The sequence below is a fragment of the Turicibacter sp. HGF1 genome, assembly GCF_000191865.1.
Classification (GTDB): domain Bacteria; phylum Bacillota_I; class Bacilli_A; order MOL361; family Turicibacteraceae; genus Turicibacter; species Turicibacter sanguinis.
Genome location: NZ_AEXQ01000077.1, coordinates 1 through 22,909, shown reverse-complemented (window position 1 = coordinate 22,909; position 22,909 = coordinate 1). Strand labels below are relative to the sequence as shown.

The window sequence follows — 22,909 nt, the reverse complement described above, 5'->3', positions numbered from 1 at the left end:
GTGAATCAGATGTCAGAAGAAATTCTATCAATGAAAAGTATAGTCAAGTCCTATGTGCTAGGGGATGAGGAGCAAGTTGTTTTAAAAGGCATTAACTTCCGTGTTAATGAAGGAGAATTTGTCTCTATTTTAGGGCCATCTGGTTCTGGAAAATCGACGATGATGAATATTATTGGCTGCTTAGACTGTTCGACCAGTGGTTCATATATTTTATCAGGACAAGATATTAAAGATTTAAATGAAAATGAATTGGCGGATATTCGTAGTCATGAAATTGGATTTGTTTTCCAATCGTTTCAATTGCTACCAAGATTGACGGCTTTACAAAACGTTGAGCTTCCAATGATATATGCAGGAATTCCATCACATGAACGAAAAGTAAGAGCAAAGGAAATGCTTGAACGAGTTGGACTTGCTAATCGTATCCATCACTATCCTAATCAATTATCTGGTGGGCAACAACAACGTGTTGCGATTGCAAGAGCTATTTCTACAAATCCAACGATTTTATTAGCAGATGAACCGACTGGAGCATTGGATCAAAAAACAAGCCATCAGGTGATGTCATTATTTAAAGAATTAAATCAAGAAGGTCGGACAATTATTATGATTACACATGATGAAACGATTGCCAAAGAAGCATCAAGAATCGTGCGGATTTTAGATGGAAACCTCTTAGAGGAGGTGATAAATCGTGTTTAAAGAAAGTATCATTATGTCTTGGCAAAATATCATTTATAATAAAATGCGTTCCTTTTTAACGATTTTAGGGATTGTAATTGGAGTTAGCTCAATTATTGCCCTTATCTCGATTGTAGAAGGCGTAACAATGGAAGTGACAAGTCAATTTTCTGAACTAGGTGCAAATAAATTAACGATTCAAGCAAAAGGCACGCCATTAAAAAAAGGATTAACCGATTATGAAGTACAATTATTAGCCGATATTGATGAGGTTAATGGTATATCTCCGACAATAAGCACGACAACCTCTGTTGTAGGAAACGGACAAGTCCATGATAAAGTGACAATCGAAGGAAAAAATGCTTCATACTTTAAGTATAATCAGTTGGCATTAAAAAGTGGGCGATTACTTAATTCGATTGATTTATCTCAACAATCAAATCTCGCTTTAGTCAGCGAGTCGCTTGCAGATACCTTGTATTTTGGTGAACAACCGATTGGGCAGTATCTGTTAATTAACGGAATTTCTTATCGGATTGTTGGGGTTTTAGAAAAAACAGATCAAATGGATATGATGTCTTCAATGTCAGGTAAGCAGTCAGAAAATAGAGTGATTGTGCCGTATCAAAATTTAATGGGATTAGTGGGCCTCAATTGTATTAATAATGTTGAAGTTTATATGCAAAATAATGCAAATGTAGATGAAATTATTGGGAAAGTTGAGCTAATTTTAAATCAAGCATTTAATTACAAAGAGAATAGCTATAGCATCATTAACATGGAGGGGTTACTTGATACAATTCAAAGTATGAATTCGATGATGACCATGATGCTCGTTGGGATTGCCTCGATTGCGTTATTAGTCGGAGGGATTGGGATTATGAATATGATGCTTGTTTCTGTCACAGAGCGTACGATGGAAATCGGACTTAAAAAAGCCTTAGGAGCAAAGCCTCGAAGTATTCAACTTCAGTTTTTAATTGAGTCGATTTTTCTTTCGTTATTTGGTGGAGTTGTAGGATTAGTACTCGGAGTTATGATTGCTTTTGTAGTGGCCTTTATTATTGGATTTACACCGAGCATTTCTACTAATTCGATTGCATTGGCTTTACTATTTTCAGGTGGGGTAGGGGTGATATTTGGTTTAGCTCCTGCTAGAAAAGCAAGTCAATTAAATCCCATTGATGCTTTACGAAGAAGTTAAAAGTCTATCAATCACCTATACCTTTTTTTAGAGGAGGACATATATTAAAAATAGGAGCAAACTATCTTATTTTTAAACTTGTAACTAGTCCCCCTAATACAGGATATCTTTGCTTTAAACGTTTGGATAGATTCCAACAATATCCTGTTTGCAAATAGAAAGAGTGATAGATATGGTCTTAATTGGATTTTTGCATCATAATAAAAATCCACAAAACGTAGAGAAAGCTGTATATGTAGCCAAAGCAGCCAAAGCACAGCAGGTAGAAATGATTTATTTCGGTACTGAAGATGTTGATTTAAAAGAACAGACAATTAATGGGTATATCTTACAAAAAGATGAATGGGTAAGAGTGACATCTCCATTTCCACAGGTGATTATTAATGCAGGAAGCCCTCATAAATTTGATGATAACATTATCAGTGCTTTAAAACAAAAAATTCCTTTTACAAGTGTTCCAATCGGTAATAAAATGGAAGTTTACACGCGAATTAAACAATCGAAAAAGTTTACATCGTATTTAATTCCAACAGAAAGTGTGTATAAAGTAGAAGATGTTCAACGATTTTTATCAAAGCATCATCAAGCCATTTTAAAACCAATTAATGGTCATCAGGGAGAAAATGTATTATACATAGAGAAAAAAGGGCACGAATATATCATCAATGATAAAGGATATATTAATCAATACAATGAAAGATGGTTCGCTTCTTATATAAAAAAACGATTGGCTAAACGTAAATATTTAATTCAGGTTTATATTCATTCAACAACAAAAGATGGTTTTGCTTATGATATAAGGTTACATATGATTAAAAATAAGGATGGAGAGTGGCAAACTCCTATCATATTTCCACGGGTTTCAACGACAAAGAGTGTTGTAACAAATTGTGCGAGTGGTGGAAAGTATGTAGAACCTTATGAATTTTTATCACAAAATTTTTCGATAAAAAGATATCAAATAAAGCGAACACTTGAAGTGTTTGGAATTGAGTTATCAAAACATTTAGATCAGTTACAGATCCAACAAAAAAAACAAGTCTTTGATGAACTTGGAATTGATATTGGGATTGATAGTCGAAATTATATTTGGATTTATGAAGTCAATTGGCGTCCAGGATTTATTTATCCTACAGAAAATGAAGATAGCGTGATTGCTAAAAATTTAGTAGAGTATGCTATCACCTTAATTAAATAGGCTTAACAAAGAAAGTCTTTTAAGACGAGTTTCGTTTTAGAAGATTTTTTTTGTTAAATCTAATTAAAATTGTCTGAAAAAACCGTATAAAAACAAATTAAATACAAATTTAGACAAATCAAGCGCCTGGCTTTAGATATAATAAAAAAGATGTTTAAAAGGGTATCTTAAATAAAAACATGTAAATGTTTACAATTTAAAAGGATACCTTTACAGGGATGATATTAGTTATAATAAAGATATATTCTGTAAGCAGAATGATGAACAAGGGGGATATCAATTATGATTGAATTTACATCAGGTGATCGTTATTTATTTAATGAAGGAACACATAAACAACTATATAAGAAGTTTGGATCTTTTGTTGTTCGTGATAATGAAGAAGTGTTGGGAACGTATTTTTGTGTTTATGCACCACATGCTTCAAAAGTTTGTGTAGTAGGGGATTTTAATCATTGGAATGGAACGCATCATGAGATGCGAAGAGATGATGGGATTTGGTCATTGTTTATTCCAGGAATTGGTGAAGGTTCTATCTATAAGTATGAGATTGTAACGGCTTTTGGTCAAACCATTTTAAAGGCTGATCCATATGCCTTTTATGCGGAACAACGTCCAAATACGGCTTCTATTGTTTATGATATTGAGGGGTTTGAATGGACAGATGCAGAGTGGGCGAAAAAACGTCAATTTTCGAATATTTTTGAGGAGCCATTAAATATTTATGAACTTCATTTAGGATCTTGGAGACGTAATAAAGAATTAGTAGAGTCTGAAACGTTTCATAGCTATACTGAAATTATGGATGAGTTAATTGAATATGTTTTAGAGCATAGTTATACGCATATTGAATTGATGCCTTTATATGAGCATCCATTTGATGGGTCATGGGGATATCAAGCAACAGGATACTATGCGGCAAGTAGTCGTTATGGTGAACCAAAAGATTTAATGATGTTAATTAATCGTTGTCATGAAGCGGGAATAGGGGTCATTATGGACTGGGTACCAGGACATTTTTGTCGTGATGCTCACGGTTTATTTAAATTCGATGGAGAAGCAGTCTATGAGTATCCATATGAGGATGTAGCCGTTTCAGAATGGGGAACAGGAAACTTTGATTTAGGTAAAGGAACAGTTCGCAGTTTCTTAATTTCAAATGCTCTTTTTTGGATGAAGTATTATCACGTAGATGGTTTCCGTGTCGATGCGGTTGCGAATATGATTTATTGGGATGGAAATAAGTCTCGCGGTGTGAATCATGGCGCTGTAGAGTTTATTCAAAAGTTAAATGAGGCAGTTTTCTTAGAAGATGATAAGATTTTAATGATTGCTGAAGATTCAACCAGTTATCCGTTAGTAACAGCACCAGTATCGGTAGGTGGACTTGGTTTTAGTTATAAATGGAATATGGGATGGATGAATGATACGTTAGATTACATTGAATTAGATAATATTTATCGCCCATATCACCACAATTACATTACTTTTGCAATGGCTTATGCTTACAGTGAAAACTTCGTTCTTCCATTCTCTCACGATGAAGTAGTTCATGGAAAGAAATCATTAGTGGATAAGGCACCAGGTGATTATTGGCAAAAGCTTGCACAATTTAGATTGCTATGTACCTATCAAATGACGTTGCCAGGGAAAAAATTGAACTTTATGGCGAATGAAATTGCACAGTTTCATGAGTGGAAAGATAAAGAACAGGTGGATTGGCATTTATTAAAATATCCGGCACATGATGCTTCGAATCGTTATATTAAAGATTTAAATAAATTGTATTTAAATGAGCCAGCACTTTGGGAACTTGATCACTCATTTGAAGGATTTGAATGGATTGATGTGAATAATAATGAGCAGAGTATTTTCTCTTATATCCGTAAATGTAAGAATGCGGATGAATTTGTTGTAGTGGTACTAAACTTTAAACCAGTTCCATATCATCAATATAGAGTGGGGGTTCCATGCTTTGGAGAGTATACAGAGGCCCTAAATAGTGATCGTGATTATTATCATGGTTCAAATCAATATAATGGATTGCCATTAGTGGCGAAAAAAGGGATGACACATGGGAAACCATATTATATTGAAGTAACGATTCCACCTTATGGAGCAACGATTTTTAAATATCGTCCACTCGAAGAAGAAACAGAGGTAGAAGAAGGGTTAGAAGTTGAACTAGCTTAACACACAAGAAATGGGGGATGGGGTTGGCTGTCAATGTTGTGGCGATTATATTAGCCGGGGGAAAAGGGACGCGCTTAAAAGAATTAACGATTCATCGTCCAAAACCAGCTATTTCGTTTGCTGGAAAGTATCGATTGATTGATTTTGTTTTAAGCAATTGTACGAATTCAGGGATTGAACAAGTAGGGGTTCTAACACAGTATGAACCCCTAGAATTAATTAGTTATATTGGAGAAGGTAGTTCGTGGGATTTAGATGTTCATGGAGCATCTGTTACGGTTATGGGACCATATACTTCACGTGATTATGGATTTTTATGGCAAGGTGGAACGGCCGAAGCTGTCATTATGAATATGCCGTTTATTGAGCAGTATGATCCTGATTATTTACTTGTCTTATCTGCAGATCACATTTATAAAATGGACTATCGTAAACTTATTGACTATCATATTGAAAAGCAGGCTGAGTTAACGATTTCAACGATTCGTGTTCCAAAAGAGGATACCAGTCGTTTTGGAATGTTAAAGGTTAACGATCAAAATCGAATTATTGAGTTTGAGGAAAAGCCAAAGGAGACGGATAGTCAGTTAGCTTCAATGGGAATTTATGTTTTTAATTGGAAGAAGTTTAAAGAGGAGATTGTCCATAAATATTACAAGCATTTGTATGAAGGTGTTGATTTTGCTCAAGATGTGATTCCACATTTTATTGAAGCAGATAGCGCTGTTTATGCATATGAGTATGAAGGGTATTGGCGTGATGTTGGAACAGTAGAAAGTTATTGGAAGGCTCATATGGATTTACTTGGCACTCAAGATGAGCTACAATTACACGATTATAGCTGGCCAATTTTTTCTAAAACACCAAATTTACCCCCACATCATATTCTTCAGGGTGCTAAAGTGAAGAATGCTTGGGTGAATGAAGGATGCATGATTTTTGGCGAAGTGTATAATTCGATTGTTGCTCATCGATGTGTGATTGAAAAAGGTGCTGTTGTTGAAGATAGTGTGATTTTAACGAGCGCATTTATCGAACATGACTGTTATATTAAGTATGCAATTATTGGAGATGAAGTCGTTATTCCGGCGCATACTGAATTGATTGGTCGTGAGGATGAAATTTTACTTGTGACTCATGATAATCTTGAGGAAATACTTGAAACTCAAAGTAGGGGGGATTGAGAGTGAAGAATAAGGCTTTGTGTGTAATTGATGGAACCAATACGTCTCAATCGTTGCAGAATTTATTAAATCAACGTTGTGTAGCCGCCTTACCATTTGCAGGACGCTACCGATTAATTGATTTTGCTTTATCTAATGCAGTGCATTCAGGCATTACGAACGTATCAATCTTTCCAGACGGTGACTATCATTCCTTAAGTGATCATATTCGTTCCGGCAAGTTTTGGGGCCTTGATCGTAAGGTGGATGGCCTATTTTTATTGCCTCCCAAAAAAGAAGTGAGTGCCGTGGCCAATACATTGACATTTGCGAGAATGAGGGAATATATTGAGTATTTTATGCGATCACAGCAACAATATGTTGTGATGTACCATGCGAATATTATTACATCTATTCCTTTTGAAAAATTACTACAATCTCATATTGAATCGAAAGCAGATGTGACACAAGTTTATTATCGAAATCGCTCAGTTGGTATTTTTGTACTATCTCGCGAGTACTTAATTGATTTAATTTTACGGTATGAGATTTCTCCGTATCAGACAGTGACAGATTTAGTCGAAATGTGTGATGGTTTAAAAGTTAATCATTATCACCATTCTACTTATACGAGAACGATTGAATCCATTGTGTCGTATTATCGTGCTAATTTAGATATGTTACATTATGAGTATGGATTTCAAATCTTCTTGTTAGAGCGACCTGTATTAACGAAAACAAAGGACGAATCACCAACGTTTTATAAAAAACAAGCCGATGTTTCAAATTCCTTAATTGCAAATGGGTGTAATATTGAAGGAAAAGTTGAAAATTGTATTATTTTTCGTGATGTAACGATTAAACGAGGTGCGGTTGTTAAAAATTCGGTTATTTTACCAAGGACCATTATTGGTGAAAATAGTATTATTAATAATGTGATTACAGATAAGCATGCTTATATTAATGATGGAGCTCGATTAAGTGGTCAAGATTATGCACCTGTTATTATCGGTAAGGGGCAACGTGTGATGGGGAATAAAGGCATTAGTGTAGCCCAAATTTCAACTGAATGTGTTCCCTTTTATAAAACAGGTGGTTTAGCGGATGTGACTGCTGATTTAACGAAAGAATTGATTAATCAAGGATTAAATGTGGATGTTATTTTACCCTATTTAAGCTCTTTAGCTGAACGTTATAATGAAAATTTAACTCATCAATTTCAATCCTTAATAGCAATTAATGAGTTAGAGATTCCTTATGATGTTTATCGTTATTCAAAAGAAGGGGTAAACTATTTCTTTATTTCATATGGCGAATTATCACGTGAAAATTTATATGGCTATTCAGATGATTGTCGTCGATATGAATTATACTGCTATGTGGCACTCGATTTTATTGAGAAGAGTGGGCTGAGGTATGATGTCATTCATTGTCATGACTGGTTAACAGGACTTGTTCCGTTTTTTATGAAAAATATATTTATGAAGCAGTCTGATCATTTTGCTTATACTAAAACAGTTTTCACGATTCATAATATTCATTATCAAGGGATTTGTGATGTGTCTGATTTAGGGGTTATTTCAACGCTAGCTACGATTCCAAATGAAATTATGCTATTTGAAAAAGTGAATTTTATGAAGACCGCTATTGTAATGAGTGATGAAATTACAACAGTGTCCGAAACGTATTGTAATGAAATTTGTTATCCTTATTTTGCTGAAGGATTAGACCGTTTTATTGTCGCAAGAAAAGATCATCTTCACGGAATTTTAAATGGAATTAACTATGATTATAATAATCCAGCTACTGATTTAAGTATCTTTAAGCGCTACTCTTTTAAAACGATAGAAGTTAAAAAGGAAAATAAAATGCAGATGCAACGTGAGCTAGGATTAGTCGTGAATGCAAATGTACCGATTATCGGGATGGTAACGAGAATGGTAGAACAAAAAGGATTCGATTTGATTTTAAAAGTATTTGAAGAATTAATTCGTGAAGATATTCAGTTTGTTTTACTTGGAGATGGAGAGGCGAAGTATACGAGCTTCTTTAGGAGAATGGCCGAAAAATATCCAACTAAGGTATCTGTTAACATAGGGTTCCATTCCTATAATTCTCAGATGATTTATGCGGGAAGTGATATTTTCCTCATGCCATCACGCTTTGAACCATGTGGCATTAGCCAGATGATTGCACTCAAGTATGGGACCATTCCCGTTGTGCGCGAAACGGGTGGTTTGAAAGATACGATTATTCCGTATAATGAGTTTATTCAATATGGAAATGGATTTGGTTTTGCGCATTATAATGCGCATGATATGTTGTTTACGCTTAAGCGAGCATTAGGATTTTATCGGATGCCAGAACACTGGGGGAAATTAGTTAAAAGTGCAATGGAACAAGATTTGAGTTGGAAAAAATCAACGGAAAAATATATTAATTTATATCGTCATTTAGTAAATGAAGAATAGTTTAGAGGAACTTGTGATTTAATACGGTAAGAGATCGTGTTAAATCATGAGTTTTTTATTTTCAGAATTGTTTCTTAATGAGTAATCTTTAAAATGTTAGGGTTATCATAGAAACAAGTGTTTTATCAAATAATATCGAATCTTCAATATAACAAGAAACGCGTTACATGGGTTAAAACCCTTTATTATCAATGTTTATGTGCTATAATGAGTTTATGAAATGGAAAAAAGTGTGTAACTGTTACATATGTGTTACATAATAATGGAAGGGAGTCATCTCGCTATGGCTAATGTATTTGCTAATAAAAAGACATTTAAGGAAACATTCCAAACACGTGTTGAACAAATTTATGGGATTAAGTTTGAAGAAAGTACACCACACCAACGTTACTTTACGTTAGGAACGCTAGTTCGTGAATATATCTCATCTAACTGGATTGAAACGAATGAAGCAATTGTTGAGGGGAAACACAAGCAAGTTTATTATTTCTCTATGGAATTCTTAATGGGGCGTTTATTAACAAATAATATTATGAACTTAGGAATTCGCCCGGTGATTGAAGCTGGATTAAAAGAGCTAGATATAGAATTAAATGAATTAGAAAAAATTGAAGCGGATGCAGGACTTGGAAATGGAGGTCTTGGTCGTTTAGCAGCATGTTTTATGGATTCAATTGCTTCTTTAGGATTACCAGGACACGGGAATGGTCTTCGTTACCGTTATGGATTCTTTGAACAAAAAATTATCGATGGATACCAAGTTGAAGTTCCAGATAAATGGTTACAACGTGGGTATGTATGGGAAGTTCGTAAATCAAATGAATCAGTTGAAGTTCCATTTTATGGATATGTTAAAGTTGAAAAAATAGATGGGCGTGAAGTTTATACTCATATCCCAGAAGAATATGTTCGTGCTGTTCCTTATGATGTACCAGTTGTTGGAGATATTTCAAATGGAAATAAAACAGTTGATACCTTACGTTTATGGTCATCTGAACCAACTGAAAATGAATATCCAAAAAATATGTCAGCTGTTGAATATGAAAAAGGAGTTCGTAACATCTCTGAATTCTTATATCCAGATGATTCAACAGAAGAAGGAAAAATCTTACGTTTAAAACAACAATATTTCTTCGTTGCAGCGGGAGTTCGTTGGGCAGTTCGCCAACATAAAGAAACATTTGGAACATTAGATAACTTCATGGACAAAAATGTATTACACATCAACGATACTCATCCAGCTTTAATTGTTCCTGAATTAATGCGTATTTTAATCGATGAAGAGGGTTATGATTGGGATAGCGCATGGGCTATTACAAGTAAAACGTGTGCGTATACAAACCATACTATCTTAGCTGAAGCCTTAGAAAAATGGCCTGTACGCTTATTCCAACCATTATTACCACGTATCTATATGATTACAGAGGAAATCAACCGTCGTTATTGTTTAGAATTATTAAATCGTTATGCGGATCAACCACAAAAAGTTGCTGAACTTGCCATTATCGGACATAATCAAGTGCGTATGGCACACTTAGCAATTGTTGGATCATTTAGTATCAATGGGGTAGCGCAATTACATACAGATATCTTAACTCAAATTGAGATGAAAGATTTCAATGAAATGTATCCAGAACGTTTCAATAATAAAACAAACGGTATTACTCACCGTCGTTGGTTATTACACTGTAACCCTGAGTTAACCGCTCTTTTAGATAAAGAAATCGGAACAGGGTATCATACGAATACATTTGAACTTGCGAAGTTTGAAGAAAAAATTAATGATCCAAAAGTTCAAGAGGCCATTGCTTCAATGAAGCATGCAAGAAAACAAGCCTTAGCAGAACGTATTTATCGTGAGCAAGGGGTTCAATTAGATCCAAACTCAATTTTTGATATTCAAGTTAAACGTCTACATGCTTACAAACGTCAGCTATTAAATGCAATGCATATCATGTATTTATATAACCGATTAAAAGAAGATCAAGAGTTCAAAGCTAACTTCCACCCACAATCATTCATCTTCGGTGCTAAAGCAGCTTCAGGATATTACTTTGCGAAGAAAGTTATTAAATTAATTAATTCAATTGCTGAAAAAGTAAATAATGATCCAGATACAAATCAGTTATTAAAAGTTGTATTCGTTGAAAACTATAACGTAACTTATGCTGAATTAATTATGCCGGCTGCAGATTTATCAGAACAAATTTCAACAGCATCTAAAGAAGCGTCAGGAACAGGAAACATGAAATTCATGATGAATGGTGCGATGACAATTGGAACGATGGATGGAGCAAATGTTGAAATTCATGAGTTAGTTGGAGATGAAAATAGCTTTATCTTTGGATTAACTGCTGATGAAGTAAATAATTATTATCAAAATGGAGGATATAATCCATGGGATCTTTATAACTCAGATGCACGTATCCGCCGCGTTCTTGATCAATTGGTTAATGGATTCTTAACACCAGATACAGAAGAATTCCGTGATATCTTCAATGCAGTAACACATAATGGGGATGAATACTTCGTATTAAAAGACTTCGATTCATATGTTCGTGCTCAAGAAAAAGCAAACCAAGCTTATAAAAACCGTCAACATTGGATTGAAATGTCTATCCGCAATATCTCACGTTCAGGTAAATTCTCATCAGACCGAACTATCCAAGAATATGCTGATCAAATTTGGCACGTGGAACCATTAAAATTTAAAAAATAATCCGTAACTTCCTTTTTTAAAAATAAATTTTTTCTAATAAATAAACGTTACATTGTGATAGCTTCCTTTAACTATATAAGTTTAGATAAAAGTTTTTCATAGGCGAAAACTTTTATCTCTCTCCTAGTGAGTAGAGATGATCTATAATTATCACTAGGTGAACAGATAGAAAAAGCCCCTGTAGAACTGATCCACTACAGGGGCTTTTTAAAATACGATAAAACCCCTTCAGATTAAATGAAGGGGTTTTAATTACCAATCAACGGTTACATCGTTATAATATAGAGCAAGATGATACATTGTACTTGGTTCGTTTAAAATAACATAACTCATATTTAAGACTTCAATCGTGCCGTGTTCCTCAATCCAATGATTCACTTTTGTTTCTAATGATTGAGGACTTGAATCGGCAAAAAACTTAATCATATGACCATCTCCTTTGCTATTAGTATGGAAAAGTTTGAGCATTAATATGATAAAACTTAATACTAGTATATGATTAAATGAAAGAAGTCGTGAGAGTGATTATTTCAAGCTTTGATAAAAATCTGTTTTAGCAGTTAGATATGTTTGGTATTGATCGATGTAACGGTGTTGAAGGACTTGAATATTATTAAAATTTTCTTGTATATTTAGCACATAATCTCTCGCTTGAACAGGTTTAGCGGTATGAACGATTTCCTCAAGATTACTAAGATCTTTAATCAGTGTTTCAATTGCTTGAGTTAATGCCTCTAAGCTTGTTAACCTTTCTTTTTCAAGATGACCAAGATCATTATTAGGAAGTTTGTTTAGTGATGCCTTTAATACCTCGGCTAAATTTTGATTCATACGTGATAGAATAGCAAATTCACTTTCGTACGATTCAAATGAAATTTGATCTTGATTTTCAGAAGTGGTTGCTTGTTCAATAATCGTGTTAACTGTTTGATAAAACGTATCAAGTCGTTTTGTAAGAGTAGTGTCTTCGTGAACTAAGGCAGTCTGAATACTTTCATCAATTTTATTTAATTGATTATATTGTTTCATGCCAGGGGTTTGAAAATTAAATCCTATGAAAATTCCGATTGCTGTTAAAATAATAATGGTAATGAGTGGTTTATTTCTCATAAATAATTCCTCCTAAATGTCATCGTTGTGGAAAAAGTTTTTACTAAAGTGATGATTTGGATTATAAGCTAAAAATTCATAACCTAAATCACGATAGTATTCGATAACGCGAGGTAAAACCTCAATGGTACTATTTTTTTCATGGAATAACACGACGAGGTTTTCTTTCTTAGCATTCATTTCCGTATAGTATTTAACATTATCCATGACTTGGTCAGGATTGCTATATTTCCAGTCCAAGGAATCAACATCCCAATCCCAACATTTCAATCCATTATCTTTTAAAGCTTGTACATGTCCATCTTTAAATGTTCCCCCACCTGTTCCATAAGGCGCGCGACATAATTGACTTTCAAACCCATTGGTTAACGACGCGATTAATTGTTGTTCTTCTTTCAATTCATTCACAAAATTTTGTGGTGCTGTAGCCCCTTTGTAAAGATAATCATATTGGTGTGTCATCGTATGCATTCCGATATAATGTCCCTCGTCTAACATGCGATTTAAAATAGCCTGTGAATCTGTATTGTTATTAATTGACGTTCCAAGAACAAAGAACGTAGCAGGAACATGATTCTCTTTTAAAATATCTAATACTTTTTCAGCATTATGAGAAGGTCCATCATCAAACGTTAAGTAAACGAACTTTATATCTTGATTATGCCATTTTTTTATTTCTTTCATTGGCTCAAATGAAACGTAGTCAATATCTTCTTGAGAAAGTGAGAGGTGACTACTTTGAAGTTGTAAATGAATGAGAAAACTTCCAGCTACTAAAAGGATAGCAATCAAACCTGATAACACATAAAATCGTGGTTTATAGCTTTTTTTACTTCTTCGATACTGATTTTTCATAATTTTATCCTCATTTCTTTATGATTGCAAAATTCGACAATTTGTTTTAAAAAGTTTACCTACCAGTGGTAGGTAAAGAAGATGAATGGATTGTAAATTCAGGGAATCCCATATAACCAGGAGCAATGGAGTATTTATCAAAGACAACCACTACATCTCCTGATGAATTAATATAAAAGGTTTGGTTATCAGCAATGCTTTTAAATTCATTTTCATCTTCATGGAAGAATAGTTGATAACCATCTTTTTCTCGATCAACAATTTGTTGTTTAATTTGAGGGTCAATAATCTCTTTATATTGATCACCCAAAATATCTTTAAGCGTCACTTCTTTCCCAGTGTTCAAATCAATATTATAGAAATATTTTTCAGTTCCAACACTCACGTAGTTTTCACTTTTCGTAATAACAAATGATACAAAGTGATCATCACTATACTTAATTTCATAATCAACATTGACCAAAACAGGTAGAAACTCTTGTCCTTCTGTATTCGTGGCCATGAAAGCATCGTAATATTCTTGAGCTCGTTTTTCCGACTCTGCGACACTTAAATTAATTTTTTCTAAAATCTCCTGGTTGATTTGATGTTCAAGTTTTGTATTGCCAGTATCTTTTAATCCCGGAATTTTAACATCAACTAATTTCACTGTATCCTCATGATAGTAACTACTAATGGTAAAGATTTTTGCTAGTTGGCTAATAATAGGAATATCTGAAAGGCTTGCAGCAAAGGTTGGAGAAGTGTTTAGTAATAAAATAAAAACCGTTGAAATAGATAAAAAAATGGCTATGAAAGGAGACCTAGAGTTAATAGGACGGGAGCCCTGAGCCGACGCATAAATAGCCTCATTGACAACATCGGTTAATTCTTTTGGAATAGGAGTTTCATCATAAATTTTTTTGGTGCCTCTTAGTCTATTCATAAAAATCACTCTCCTTGAGTTCAAGTTTTAATAGTTTTAAGGCTTTGTATAACCTCGATTTTACTGTACTGAGATTCAGTTTAGTAATCGTTGCGATTTCTTCTAAAGACATTTCCTCATAAAAACGAAGAATGATAATGACCCTTAATTTATCTGGTAATGCATTGACGTTTTGATACAGATTTAATTCATCTATGTCATATTGATGTTGATATCCCATGACAAAATCAATTTCCTCAATGGCGAGCATTCTTTTATTTTTACGAAGATAGGTCATGCTTTCATTTATGAGAATACGATAAAACCATGTTTTCAAATGGTTCATCTCGCGTAAATTTTGATATTTAGTTAAAGCTTTATATACGGCGTTTGATACAACATCGAGCGCCGCTTGTTCATTTGGAATATAACGATAAGCAAACCGATAAAAGTGAGCTTGATTGGTCGTTATAAATTCAACTAGTTGTTTGTATACTTCCTCATCTTGATGTGGTGCCACGGCCGTCGGCTCCCTTCTAACCCTAATTTGTTCCCATTCATTAGACGCATATAAGTTTAAAAAAGTTTAAAAAATTTTTAAAAAGTGTATATTTTTAATTATTTAGAATGGAAAGGAGTCATAGTAATGACCTGTGCTCTTGGCGAATAGGACTAGCTGTTAATGGAGTAGTATGATTTATCCCATGAATTTGCGTGAATCATATTGTGTCAAAATAAAAGACCACTTCTAATGAGTTGAAGTGGTCTCTTGATCAACTATAAATTCAGGAAAACCCATATAGCCAGGCGCAATGTCATATTTATCAAAAACAATGACAATTTGATTTTGCTCATTTAGATAAAATTTTTGATGATCTGAAATGGATTGGAATTCATTTTCATCATGAAAGAATAATTGATTTTCATGTTTTTCTCGTTGTGCAATTTGTTGTTTGATTTGAGGATTGATAATTTCTTTATAAGTAGGGCCAAAAAAATCTTCGAGTGTGAGCATTTTTCCAGTGGTTAAATCGATATTGTAAAAGTATTCTTCTGTTTGAGCACTCAAAAAACTTTTAAATAAGGTTAATTCAAATGATAACACATCAGCATTTTCTTTTTTTATGTCATAAGTCACCAAAACTTCAAGTGGGATGAACTGATCTTCTTTTGAATGAGAGGCCATAAATGCTTCATAATATTGCTCAGACTCATGTGTCACTTCCTCTATTTTAGAATTGACTTTATGTAAGATATCGTTGTTAATATCTTTTTCGAGTTCAGGAAAAGATGTGTTTGAAAGACCTGGAACCGTTAAGTCGATTTTAAGTAGAGGGGACTCGGTGTGTTCTTCTTTGACGGTATTGACGTAGTTGAGAGAGTCCTTGGCATAAATTTTAATCTCACAAAGTAAACACATGGCGATGAAACTTAGAAATAACCATCGTTTTTTCATGGTAATCATCCTCCTTTAACTTTAATTTGTTCGAATTAAAAGAAAGTATACAAAAGAAAAAAAGATGCATAGACATCTTTTTAGATATATGAAAGTTGATAAACGAGAAATCGTTCCCGATGATTTTTATGATGATTTGGAAGCGGGATGTTATGAATTAAGGAAAAGGCTGTTTTGTGCTCTAAATAGTAAAGATAGTCATCAGATGGATAGTAGAAGATGAGTTCAACACATCGTGGATGCTCTTCAAGGGATATTAAAATTTTTTCGATGACTTTTCGAAGGATTTGAATCGAGAAAGGATTAAAAAAATAAAACTTGTTATCGAGTGGATCGATGTTATATTCTTCTGCATAACAGCATAGAAACTTTATTTTCTCTTCTTTTAATGGGTATTTTTTTTGGTAGTTAAGCTGATTATGAATCGCATCCTGATAATACGTTTCATTCATTTCAATGCCAGTCACATAAGCCTGGAATTGATGATGAATATAAAAATTTAAACGGCCCTTTCCGCAACCAAAATCAACAATGTGATCATTTTTAGTTAATTGATAGTGATTAAATAACGTTTCAAGAACGTCATAAGGGGTTGGTTCGTAGCGATGATATTTAGCAGAGGTATGATATTTGTCTTCTCCACTCGTTTGAATATTTAATAAAGTTTCATATTTTTTTTCGTTCATGGTGATTACCTTTCTATGTGGTCTCTTGCCTTTATTGTAGGACTTTATAGGCAATTTATCAAGGTTGGTTTCAAAAAACGACTTTATTTGCCCACTTAAGCGATTAAAGTGATAGTAACTAAGGGGGGATTGTGTGTTATCCATTTTAATAAAGCCAGCATCAAGTCGTTGTAATTTAAAATGTAAGTATTGTTTTTATGAGGATGAGAGTTTGAATCGGAGCCAATCTGATTATGGGATGATGAAAGTAGAAACTCTAGAAGTAATTATAAAAAAAGCATTAGAGTATGAAGTGGATGTTTGTTCATTTTTATTTCAGGGAGGGGAACCCACGTTAGTAGGACTTCATTTTTATGAGCATGTCATCAAGTTTCAACAACGTTATAATGTGCATCACGTAAAGATTATGAATTCGATTCAAAGTAATGGTTTGCTCCTAGATGAATCATGGGCGCACTTTTTTAAACAGCATGACTTTTTAGTCGGTCTTTCGATTGATGGGATTAAAGTAACGCATGAATGTTATAGAGGGAAGAATTTTGATCAAGTGGTGAAGGCAGCCGAGTTATTAAAGCGATTTGAAGTGCCATTTAATGTATTAACAGTTGTGACGGATGAGGTTTGTGAGCAGATTGCAGCGATTTACACGTTCTATAAACAGCATCATTTTAGATATTTACAATTTATACCGTGTCTAGATTCACTTGATAATCACAATTATCTTAGTGTGGACTCCTATACCACTTTTTTAAAGACGTTATTTCAGTTATGGTTTGACGATGCAACGAAGGGAAATTTAATTTCTATTGGCTATTTTGATGATTTGCTACATCTTTTATGTGCAGAGTTTCCGAAGACGTGTGGAAGACTTGGACGATGTGGAATGCATTATGTTTTGGAGGCAGATGGTAGTGTTTATCCGTGTGATTTTTATATGATGGATGCTTATTATTTGGGAAATTTGCTTCAAGATGATTTTGAAGTGTTAAATGATAAACGACGAGACCTTCAGTTTTTAGAACCGATTTTTTCTAAGACGTGCAAGAAGTGCAAATGGTATCGTTTATGTTATGGGGGATGTCGTCGTGAGCGAGTATCACAATTAGGTGTCAATAAGTATTGTCAGGCCTATCAAGCCTTTTTGGAGGAAGCTTATCCGTTACTTCAGTGGATGGCAAATAGGATTTTAATGACTAACATATAGACAAAACTGAGGTGGGGATTTTAGGGTGATATAATAAGGTTAGCGCATACAAGTGGAGGGGGATTTATGCAAAGACCGAATATTGTGTTTTTATTTTGTGATCAGCAGCGTTTTGATACACTAGGTGTGAATGGGCAACCGCTTGATATGACACCTAATTTGGATGCTTTGGCGTTTGAGGGCGTAAATTTTTTACATGCTTATACACCACAACCTGTTTGTGGACCTGCGCGTTCTTGCTTACAGTCGGGATTGTTTGCAACAGAAACAGGGTGTTTTGTGAATGGAATTTCGTTACCAGAGAGGCAGCCAACGCTAGCCAAGTCACTTCGTGAGGCAGGATATGAAACGGCCTATGTTGGAAAGTGGCATTTGGCAACGGATCGTGAACAGAATTATGAGACGGTTGCCATTCCAAAAGAACGTCGCGGTGGTTATGAGGATTATTGGATGGCATCCGATGTTTTAGAGTTTACGTCGGATGGTTACGGTGGTTTTGTTTTTGATCGAGAGGGGAATAAAGTGGAATTTGAGAAGTACCGTGTCGATGCAATGACAGACTATGTGATAGATTACTTAATGAATCGAAATAAAGAAGTGCCATTTTTCTTATTTGCTTCTTATATTGAACCACATCATCAAAATAATCATCATGCTTTTGAAGGTCCAATAGGGAGTAAAGAGCAATTTGCTAACTTTGTAAAACCGGATGATTTAGCAGAGGGAAGTGGAGATTGGGAAGCTCAGATGCCTGATTATTTAGGCTGTTGTCACTCTCTTGATCAAAATGTCGGACGGATTATATCAGTGTTAAAAGAACAAGGTATTTATGAAAATACACTCATTATTTATACGAGTGATCATGGGTGTCATTTTAAAACGATGAAAAAGTATATTAATCCGTTTGGAGCGGATGACTATAAGCGCTCACCTGATGAGAATTCAATACATATTCCACTTGTGATGAGAGGACCAGGATTTTTAGGTGGGGTTATGGAAGTGAAACTCGTCAGTCTCCTTGATTTACCGAAAACGATATTGAGCCTAGCAAAGGTGGATTCAGACTTTATGCAGGGGCGTGACCTTCAAACTATTTTTACGGATGATGAGTGGGAGAATGAAGTTTATATCCAGATTAGTGAAAGTATGGTCGGACGGGCACTTAGAACGGAGCGTTATAAGTATGTAATTCATGCTCCGCATAAAAAGCCGTTTGAAGATTTTGGAAGTGATTACTATGTTGAGGGATGGCTCTATGATTTAAAGAAGGATCCACTTGAGAAGCATAACTTGATTGATGATTTGGACTATGAAGAAGTTAAAAAAGTGTTGCGTGAGAAGATAATGAAGCATGGGAATCGTGCTCATGAGGTGTTCAATATAGTTGTGAATTAAAAAAAGAGTGTCGCCATTGCAGCGACACTTTTTGGTTATTTAACGATAATGTATTGACCTTTACGTGGTCCACGAGATGGAGTATTAACACGATGACCTAGTGCAATACTTGTTTGGAATTCGTATCCATCAGGGAGATTGAATTCTTTTTTATAGTGTTCGAATTTATCACTGTTATTAATCGCCAGAATTCCATCAACCCAACACGCTGCAAGATTTAAGTCTTCGGCTGCGAGTAGGATGTTTTGTGTACACGTTGCAGCGTCAACAATAGGTGTTTTAGCTGTTTTATTGACGGCAACTAAAATAGCAGCAGGAGCGTAGAAGAAGTGTGCTTTTGTGTCTTGATGAATGGCTTGAATATCTTTGTCAAGTTGTTCAACTTTTTCTTTGTTTAAAATACCAACAAGGTACCAAGGTTGTTCGTTTTCACTACTTGGGGCATATAGGCCAGCTTCTAATAATACTTTAAGTTGGTCTTCAGTTAAAGGTGTGTCTTGGTATTCACGATGGCTACTTGATTTTGAGATTGCTTCTAATGTATTCATCATCAATCAACTCCGTTATCTAAAATTTTCTTTGTTAGTTTTAACAATTAAAAGTTAGCTCATGCATGGAATAATGGGTGGAGTGCGAGTTTTGGTTTCATTGACGCTTGAGGAGAAGATTTAGTATAATAAAAAAATCTGTATGATTTTTTTGTCTATAGAAAGAGGAGTATCATGAAAGTTTTTGGGACGGTAAAGGTGATTCCTAAAAAGAATCCACGAGAGTTATATGAACACCAGTTAGAAGCAATCAGTTGTTTAGATGAGATGGATGAACAATCATCTTTTCGTACGCTCGTAGTCATTCCAACCGGTGGTGGGAAAACGTTGACAGCTAGTTGGTGGTTACTTAAAAAGGCGTTGAATGAGGGAAAGAAAGTGTTATGGATTGCGCATCGTCAAATGTTACTTGAACAGGCATTGATGACGTTTAAACAGAATGCATACGCTACTTGTATGCCAACGCGTTGGAGTTTTGATTATCGAATTGTTTCTGGCATTCATGATAAAGTGAGTCAGATAAAAAAAGAGGATGATTTGTTAATCATTAGTAAGGATAGTTTAGTTAGTCGTCTAAATGGATTAAAACCTTGGTTAAAGGATCAAAAAGAAGTATATGTCGTGATTGATGAGGCGCATCATGCACCTGCGAAGTCGTATCAAACTATTTTAAATTATATAGATTCACAGGTTGAACAGGTCAAATTGCTGGGATTAACGGCGACACCTTTTAGGACGGAAGAAAAAGAGTCCGGTATTTTAGCTCAGATTTTTAGGGATGATATTTGCTATAAAATTGATTTAACAGATTTAATTAAGCGTGGCATTTTAGCAAGGCCTCATTTTGAAGAGTGTACAACGGATTTAACTTTTACAGCAACACCCAAAGAGTTACAAAAAATGAAGATTTCCGATATTATTTCCGGGGAAATCGCCACAAAATTAGTCGGACATAAAGTGCGAAATGCGATGATTGTCAACCATTATAAATTGAATCAAGACCGTTATCAACAGACGATTGTGTTTGCGATTAATCGGATGCATGCTCTTGTTTTGAAAACTTTATTTGAAAAAGCAGAGATTAGATGTGGAATTGTGATTTCTCGTGATTTGCTGGAATTAGCACATCAAAATCAAGAAGTTATCACTGCTTATCAACAGGGAAAAATTCAAGTTTTAATTAACGTCAATATTTTAACTGAGGGGATTGATTTACCTTGTACAAAAACGGTCTTTTTAACTAGACCTACGGTTTCGAGTATTTTGATGACGCAAATGATTGGTCGTGCATTAAGAGGAGAGGTCGCTGGAGGCACAAAAGATGCGTATTTAGTTAGTTTTGTAGATGATTGGCAGGATCAAATTGCGTGGATTAATTCAGAAAGTATTTTTTATCAGTCTACAGATGTGATGGATGAGGAGCAGGTTTCAGAGTCTTTAAAAGTAGTGGAGATGATTTCGTTAAAGCAACTTGAGCTATTTGCACAGATGCTTGATGATAGTGTCGATACGAAAGAACTTGAGAAGATTCCATTTATTAAACGAGTCCCACTAGGTCTTTATAATGTGACGCTTGGGAAGAAGAGCCATCCTGTTTTAGTTTACGATAGTACAAAAAGACGCTATGAGCATTTGATTAAGCAATTGCCATCCTTTTTTGAGTATCATCAGATTAACGAAACTAGCTTATCAAGAGAGAAACTGAAAGAGTTAAGTTCGATTTGTTCGAGACGTTGTTTCACAGGTGAAATTGTTCCGGCTTACGATGAACGAGATATTATGGCGATTTTAAAATATTATGCGAAGTATCGAGTGAAACCGCCTTTTTTATCATTTGATGAACTCGATCGTGAGAAAATTGATCTTAAAGCGGTTGCCACCTTTATTATTGAGCAGGATCTGACTCGGTCACAGCAAGTAAGTTATATTGATGAGCTGTGGAATGATGCGACGAAGTTGTATTCTATTTATTTTCATAAGAAGTCCTTTTTTATGAGGCAGTTAAATCTTGAGTTAAGACGCTTGATGAAGGAGGGAATTAGAGGATGATGTATACACCAAAAGAAGTGGCACAGTTTTTAAGGATTTCTGATTTTCCGTATTCAAAAGAACGAAAAATCATCCACATGATTTACTCACAGGAAGCTTCAATTTATGAAAGGTTGGTGGATGTTGAGCTTGAATTATTAGTTGAAGGACGCGAATTAATTAAAAATCAGGAGGAGGCTTTGTGGAGTTTTTTCAAGGTTATCAAGTTGCGGCTTGTGTACAATGAAGAGTGCGAGTTTGTCCGCATTAAGCTTCGAACTGTCTTAAAAGAGTTTGGTTATAAGCGTCGTAGTGACAAGTTGATGAGTGAAATTCAGTTGATATTGGATACTTTAGAATTAGACACATTTTTGAAGGGATATGTGGGGTGTGAGTTAAAGGAAATCGATTTAGATGACTTTGTGATGATTAGGTTGCAAAATAAACATTAAGAGTGGAATAGTTATGATAGAATACAAAAAGATAGGAGTGAACTTGATGTATAAGAATCAAATTAAAAGGTATCAGCCGATAAATGAACAAGAAGTTCAAGATCAAAAGGTGATGCTTGATTATATAGAGGCATTTTCTCACAATCTTTTAACACGTGAAAATGAATTTGCACATTTAACAAGTTCTGGTTTTATTTTAAATGAAACATTGGATAAAGTTTTAATGATTTATCATAATTTATATCAAAGCTGGGCTTGGACAGGTGGCCATGCAGATGGAGAAGCTGACTTATTAAAAGTTGCGATAAAAGAGGCAAAAGAGGAAACTGGCGTGGTGAATATTCGTCCTCTAAGTGAGGAAATAATGGCGCTTGATATTTTGCCAGTTTGGGGACATATGAAAAAAGGTCAATATGTTAGTTCACATTTGCATTTAAATGTTTCTTATTTATTAGTCGCAAGTGAAGCCGATATTTTAAGAATTAAAGAAGATGAAAATAGTAATGTTGGGTGGTTACCGATTGATGAGTTAGCATCGTTTTGTGATGAACCACAGATGTTACCTGTCTATGAAAAACTGGTGAATAAATCAAAAAAAATTACAAAATAATCTACAAAAATGAAGGGGGATTATTTAATTAA

General features: G+C 34.6%; 20 protein-coding genes. 12 read left to right on the top strand and 8 right to left on the bottom strand.

Annotation, left to right across the window (positions count from 1 at the left end; genetic code table 11):
• Positions 1-9: 9 nt before the first annotated feature.
• The 7 genes from HMPREF9402_RS07350 (at position 10) to HMPREF9402_RS07320 (ending at position 11,629) form a co-directional block, all read left to right on the top strand.
• Entirely contained in the window at positions 10-702 is a 693-nt protein-coding gene (locus HMPREF9402_RS07350) for an ABC transporter ATP-binding protein (protein WP_009607012.1), read from the top strand.
• Positions 695-1,885, top strand: a complete 1,191-nt coding sequence (locus tag HMPREF9402_RS07345; RefSeq protein ID WP_009607013.1) for an ABC transporter permease — start codon at positions 695-697, stop codon at positions 1,883-1,885. The genes HMPREF9402_RS07350 and HMPREF9402_RS07345 overlap by 8 nt, the downstream gene beginning before the upstream one ends.
• Positions 1,886-2,057: 172 nt before the next feature.
• Positions 2,058-3,083 (top strand): YheC/YheD family protein, encoded by a 1,026-nt coding sequence (locus tag HMPREF9402_RS07340; RefSeq protein WP_009607010.1) that lies wholly within the window; start codon positions 2,058-2,060, stop codon positions 3,081-3,083.
• Between the two features lie 282 nt (positions 3,084-3,365).
• Entirely contained in the window at positions 3,366-5,276 is a 1,911-nt protein-coding gene (gene glgB / locus HMPREF9402_RS07335) for a 1,4-alpha-glucan branching protein GlgB (protein ID WP_006784326.1), read from the top strand.
• A 23-nt stretch (positions 5,277-5,299) separates the two neighbouring features.
• Positions 5,300-6,460 (top strand): glucose-1-phosphate adenylyltransferase, encoded by a 1,161-nt coding sequence (locus tag HMPREF9402_RS07330; protein ID WP_006784325.1) that lies wholly within the window; start codon positions 5,300-5,302, stop codon positions 6,458-6,460.
• Positions 6,461-6,462: 2 nt separating this feature from the next.
• Positions 6,463-8,910, top strand: a complete 2,448-nt coding sequence (locus HMPREF9402_RS07325; RefSeq protein ID WP_009606984.1) for a glycogen/starch synthase — start codon at positions 6,463-6,465, stop codon at positions 8,908-8,910.
• A 283-nt stretch (positions 8,911-9,193) separates the two neighbouring features.
• On the top strand, positions 9,194-11,629 hold the full coding sequence (locus HMPREF9402_RS07320; protein WP_006784323.1) for a glycogen/starch/alpha-glucan phosphorylase: 2,436 nt from the start codon (positions 9,194-9,196) through the stop codon (positions 11,627-11,629).
• A 252-nt stretch (positions 11,630-11,881) separates the two neighbouring features.
• Here the strand turns inward: HMPREF9402_RS07320 and HMPREF9402_RS14560 are convergent, their stop codons facing one another.
• The 7 genes from HMPREF9402_RS14560 to HMPREF9402_RS07290 form a co-directional block, all read right to left on the bottom strand.
• A complete protein-coding gene (locus tag HMPREF9402_RS14560) occupies positions 11,882-12,055 on the bottom strand; it encodes a hypothetical protein (RefSeq protein ID WP_006784322.1) in 174 nt (57 codons plus the stop codon).
• A gap of 99 nt (positions 12,056-12,154) precedes the next feature.
• Positions 12,155-12,739 (bottom strand): hypothetical protein, encoded by a 585-nt coding sequence (locus tag HMPREF9402_RS07315; protein WP_006784321.1) that lies wholly within the window; start codon positions 12,737-12,739, stop codon positions 12,155-12,157.
• Between the two features lie 12 nt (positions 12,740-12,751).
• Positions 12,752-13,594: a polysaccharide deacetylase family protein gene (locus HMPREF9402_RS07310; RefSeq protein ID WP_009607022.1), complete on the bottom strand. Its 843-nt coding sequence runs from the start codon at positions 13,592-13,594 to the stop codon at positions 12,752-12,754.
• A 55-nt stretch (positions 13,595-13,649) separates the two neighbouring features.
• Positions 13,650-14,519 carry a DUF3298 and DUF4163 domain-containing protein gene (locus tag HMPREF9402_RS07305; protein ID WP_009607021.1) on the bottom strand — a complete coding sequence of 290 codons (870 nt, stop codon included), beginning with the start codon at positions 14,517-14,519 and terminating at the stop codon, positions 13,650-13,652.
• Complete coding sequence (locus HMPREF9402_RS07300) at positions 14,512-15,018, bottom strand: RNA polymerase sigma factor (protein WP_009606990.1); 507 nt, start codon at positions 15,016-15,018, stop codon at positions 14,512-14,514. Before HMPREF9402_RS07300 ends, HMPREF9402_RS07305 begins: the two co-directional genes overlap by 8 nt.
• Before the next feature lie 228 nt (positions 15,019-15,246).
• Positions 15,247-15,954: a DUF3298 and DUF4163 domain-containing protein gene (locus tag HMPREF9402_RS07295; RefSeq protein WP_006784317.1), complete on the bottom strand. Its 708-nt coding sequence runs from the start codon at positions 15,952-15,954 to the stop codon at positions 15,247-15,249.
• An 80-nt stretch (positions 15,955-16,034) separates the two neighbouring features.
• Positions 16,035-16,640 (bottom strand): class I SAM-dependent methyltransferase, encoded by a 606-nt coding sequence (locus HMPREF9402_RS07290; protein WP_006784316.1) that lies wholly within the window; start codon positions 16,638-16,640, stop codon positions 16,035-16,037.
• A gap of 133 nt (positions 16,641-16,773) precedes the next feature.
• On the opposite strand from HMPREF9402_RS07290, the gene HMPREF9402_RS07285 reads away from it, so the two are divergent.
• Positions 16,774-17,844, top strand: a complete 1,071-nt coding sequence (locus HMPREF9402_RS07285) for an anaerobic sulfatase maturase (protein WP_006784315.1) — start codon at positions 16,774-16,776, stop codon at positions 17,842-17,844.
• A 66-nt stretch (positions 17,845-17,910) separates the two neighbouring features.
• Positions 17,911-19,239 carry a sulfatase-like hydrolase/transferase gene (locus HMPREF9402_RS07280; RefSeq protein ID WP_006784314.1) on the top strand — a complete coding sequence of 443 codons (1,329 nt, stop codon included), beginning with the start codon at positions 17,911-17,913 and terminating at the stop codon, positions 19,237-19,239.
• Between the two features lie 35 nt (positions 19,240-19,274).
• Here the strand turns inward: HMPREF9402_RS07280 and HMPREF9402_RS07275 are convergent, their stop codons facing one another.
• Positions 19,275-19,790 carry a nitroreductase family protein gene (locus HMPREF9402_RS07275; RefSeq protein ID WP_006784313.1) on the bottom strand — a complete coding sequence of 172 codons (516 nt, stop codon included), beginning with the start codon at positions 19,788-19,790 and terminating at the stop codon, positions 19,275-19,277.
• A gap of 171 nt (positions 19,791-19,961) precedes the next feature.
• Here HMPREF9402_RS07275 and HMPREF9402_RS07270 point away from each other — a divergent pair, with 171 nt between their 5' ends.
• Genes HMPREF9402_RS07270 through HMPREF9402_RS07260 form a run of 3 tightly spaced genes read left to right on the top strand, consistent with a single transcriptional unit; the run spans position 19,962 to position 22,877 of the window.
• Positions 19,962-21,836, top strand: coding sequence for a DEAD/DEAH box helicase (locus HMPREF9402_RS07270; RefSeq protein ID WP_009606998.1), 1,875 nt, complete (start codon positions 19,962-19,964; stop codon positions 21,834-21,836).
• Positions 21,833-22,267: a hypothetical protein gene (locus HMPREF9402_RS07265; protein ID WP_006784311.1), complete on the top strand. Its 435-nt coding sequence runs from the start codon at positions 21,833-21,835 to the stop codon at positions 22,265-22,267. Before HMPREF9402_RS07270 ends, HMPREF9402_RS07265 begins: the two co-directional genes overlap by 4 nt.
• Positions 22,268-22,313: 46 nt before the next feature.
• On the top strand, positions 22,314-22,877 hold the full coding sequence (locus HMPREF9402_RS07260) for an NUDIX hydrolase (protein WP_009606983.1): 564 nt from the start codon (positions 22,314-22,316) through the stop codon (positions 22,875-22,877).
• The last annotated feature ends 32 nt before the right edge of the window (positions 22,878-22,909 follow it).

Coding starts and splice junctions, on each gene's coding strand:
- HMPREF9402_RS07340 (WP_009607010.1), top strand. CDS start 2,058: ATGGTCTTAATTGGATTTTTGCATCATAATAAAAATCCACAAAACGTA.
- HMPREF9402_RS07275 (WP_006784313.1), bottom strand. CDS start 19,790: ATGATGAATACATTAGAAGCAATCTCAAAATCAAGTAGCCATCGTGAA.
- HMPREF9402_RS07305 (WP_009607021.1), bottom strand. CDS start 14,519: ATGAATAGACTAAGAGGCACCAAAAAAATTTATGATGAAACTCCTATT.
- glgB (WP_006784326.1), top strand. CDS start 3,366: ATGATTGAATTTACATCAGGTGATCGTTATTTATTTAATGAAGGAACA.
- HMPREF9402_RS07320 (WP_006784323.1), top strand. CDS start 9,194: ATGGCTAATGTATTTGCTAATAAAAAGACATTTAAGGAAACATTCCAA.
- HMPREF9402_RS07310 (WP_009607022.1), bottom strand. CDS start 13,594: ATGAAAAATCAGTATCGAAGAAGTAAAAAAAGCTATAAACCACGATTT.
- HMPREF9402_RS07290 (WP_006784316.1), bottom strand. CDS start 16,640: ATGAACGAAAAAAAATATGAAACTTTATTAAATATTCAAACGAGTGGA.
- HMPREF9402_RS07260 (WP_009606983.1), top strand. CDS start 22,314: ATGTATAAGAATCAAATTAAAAGGTATCAGCCGATAAATGAACAAGAA.
- HMPREF9402_RS14560 (WP_006784322.1), bottom strand. CDS start 12,055: ATGATTAAGTTTTTTGCCGATTCAAGTCCTCAATCATTAGAAACAAAA.
- HMPREF9402_RS07270 (WP_009606998.1), top strand. CDS start 19,962: ATGAAAGTTTTTGGGACGGTAAAGGTGATTCCTAAAAAGAATCCACGA.
- HMPREF9402_RS07295 (WP_006784317.1), bottom strand. CDS start 15,954: ATGAAAAAACGATGGTTATTTCTAAGTTTCATCGCCATGTGTTTACTT.
- HMPREF9402_RS07280 (WP_006784314.1), top strand. CDS start 17,911: ATGCAAAGACCGAATATTGTGTTTTTATTTTGTGATCAGCAGCGTTTT.
- HMPREF9402_RS07315 (WP_006784321.1), bottom strand. CDS start 12,739: ATGAGAAATAAACCACTCATTACCATTATTATTTTAACAGCAATCGGA.
- HMPREF9402_RS07350 (WP_009607012.1), top strand. CDS start 10: ATGTCAGAAGAAATTCTATCAATGAAAAGTATAGTCAAGTCCTATGTG.
- HMPREF9402_RS07265 (WP_006784311.1), top strand. CDS start 21,833: ATGATGTATACACCAAAAGAAGTGGCACAGTTTTTAAGGATTTCTGAT.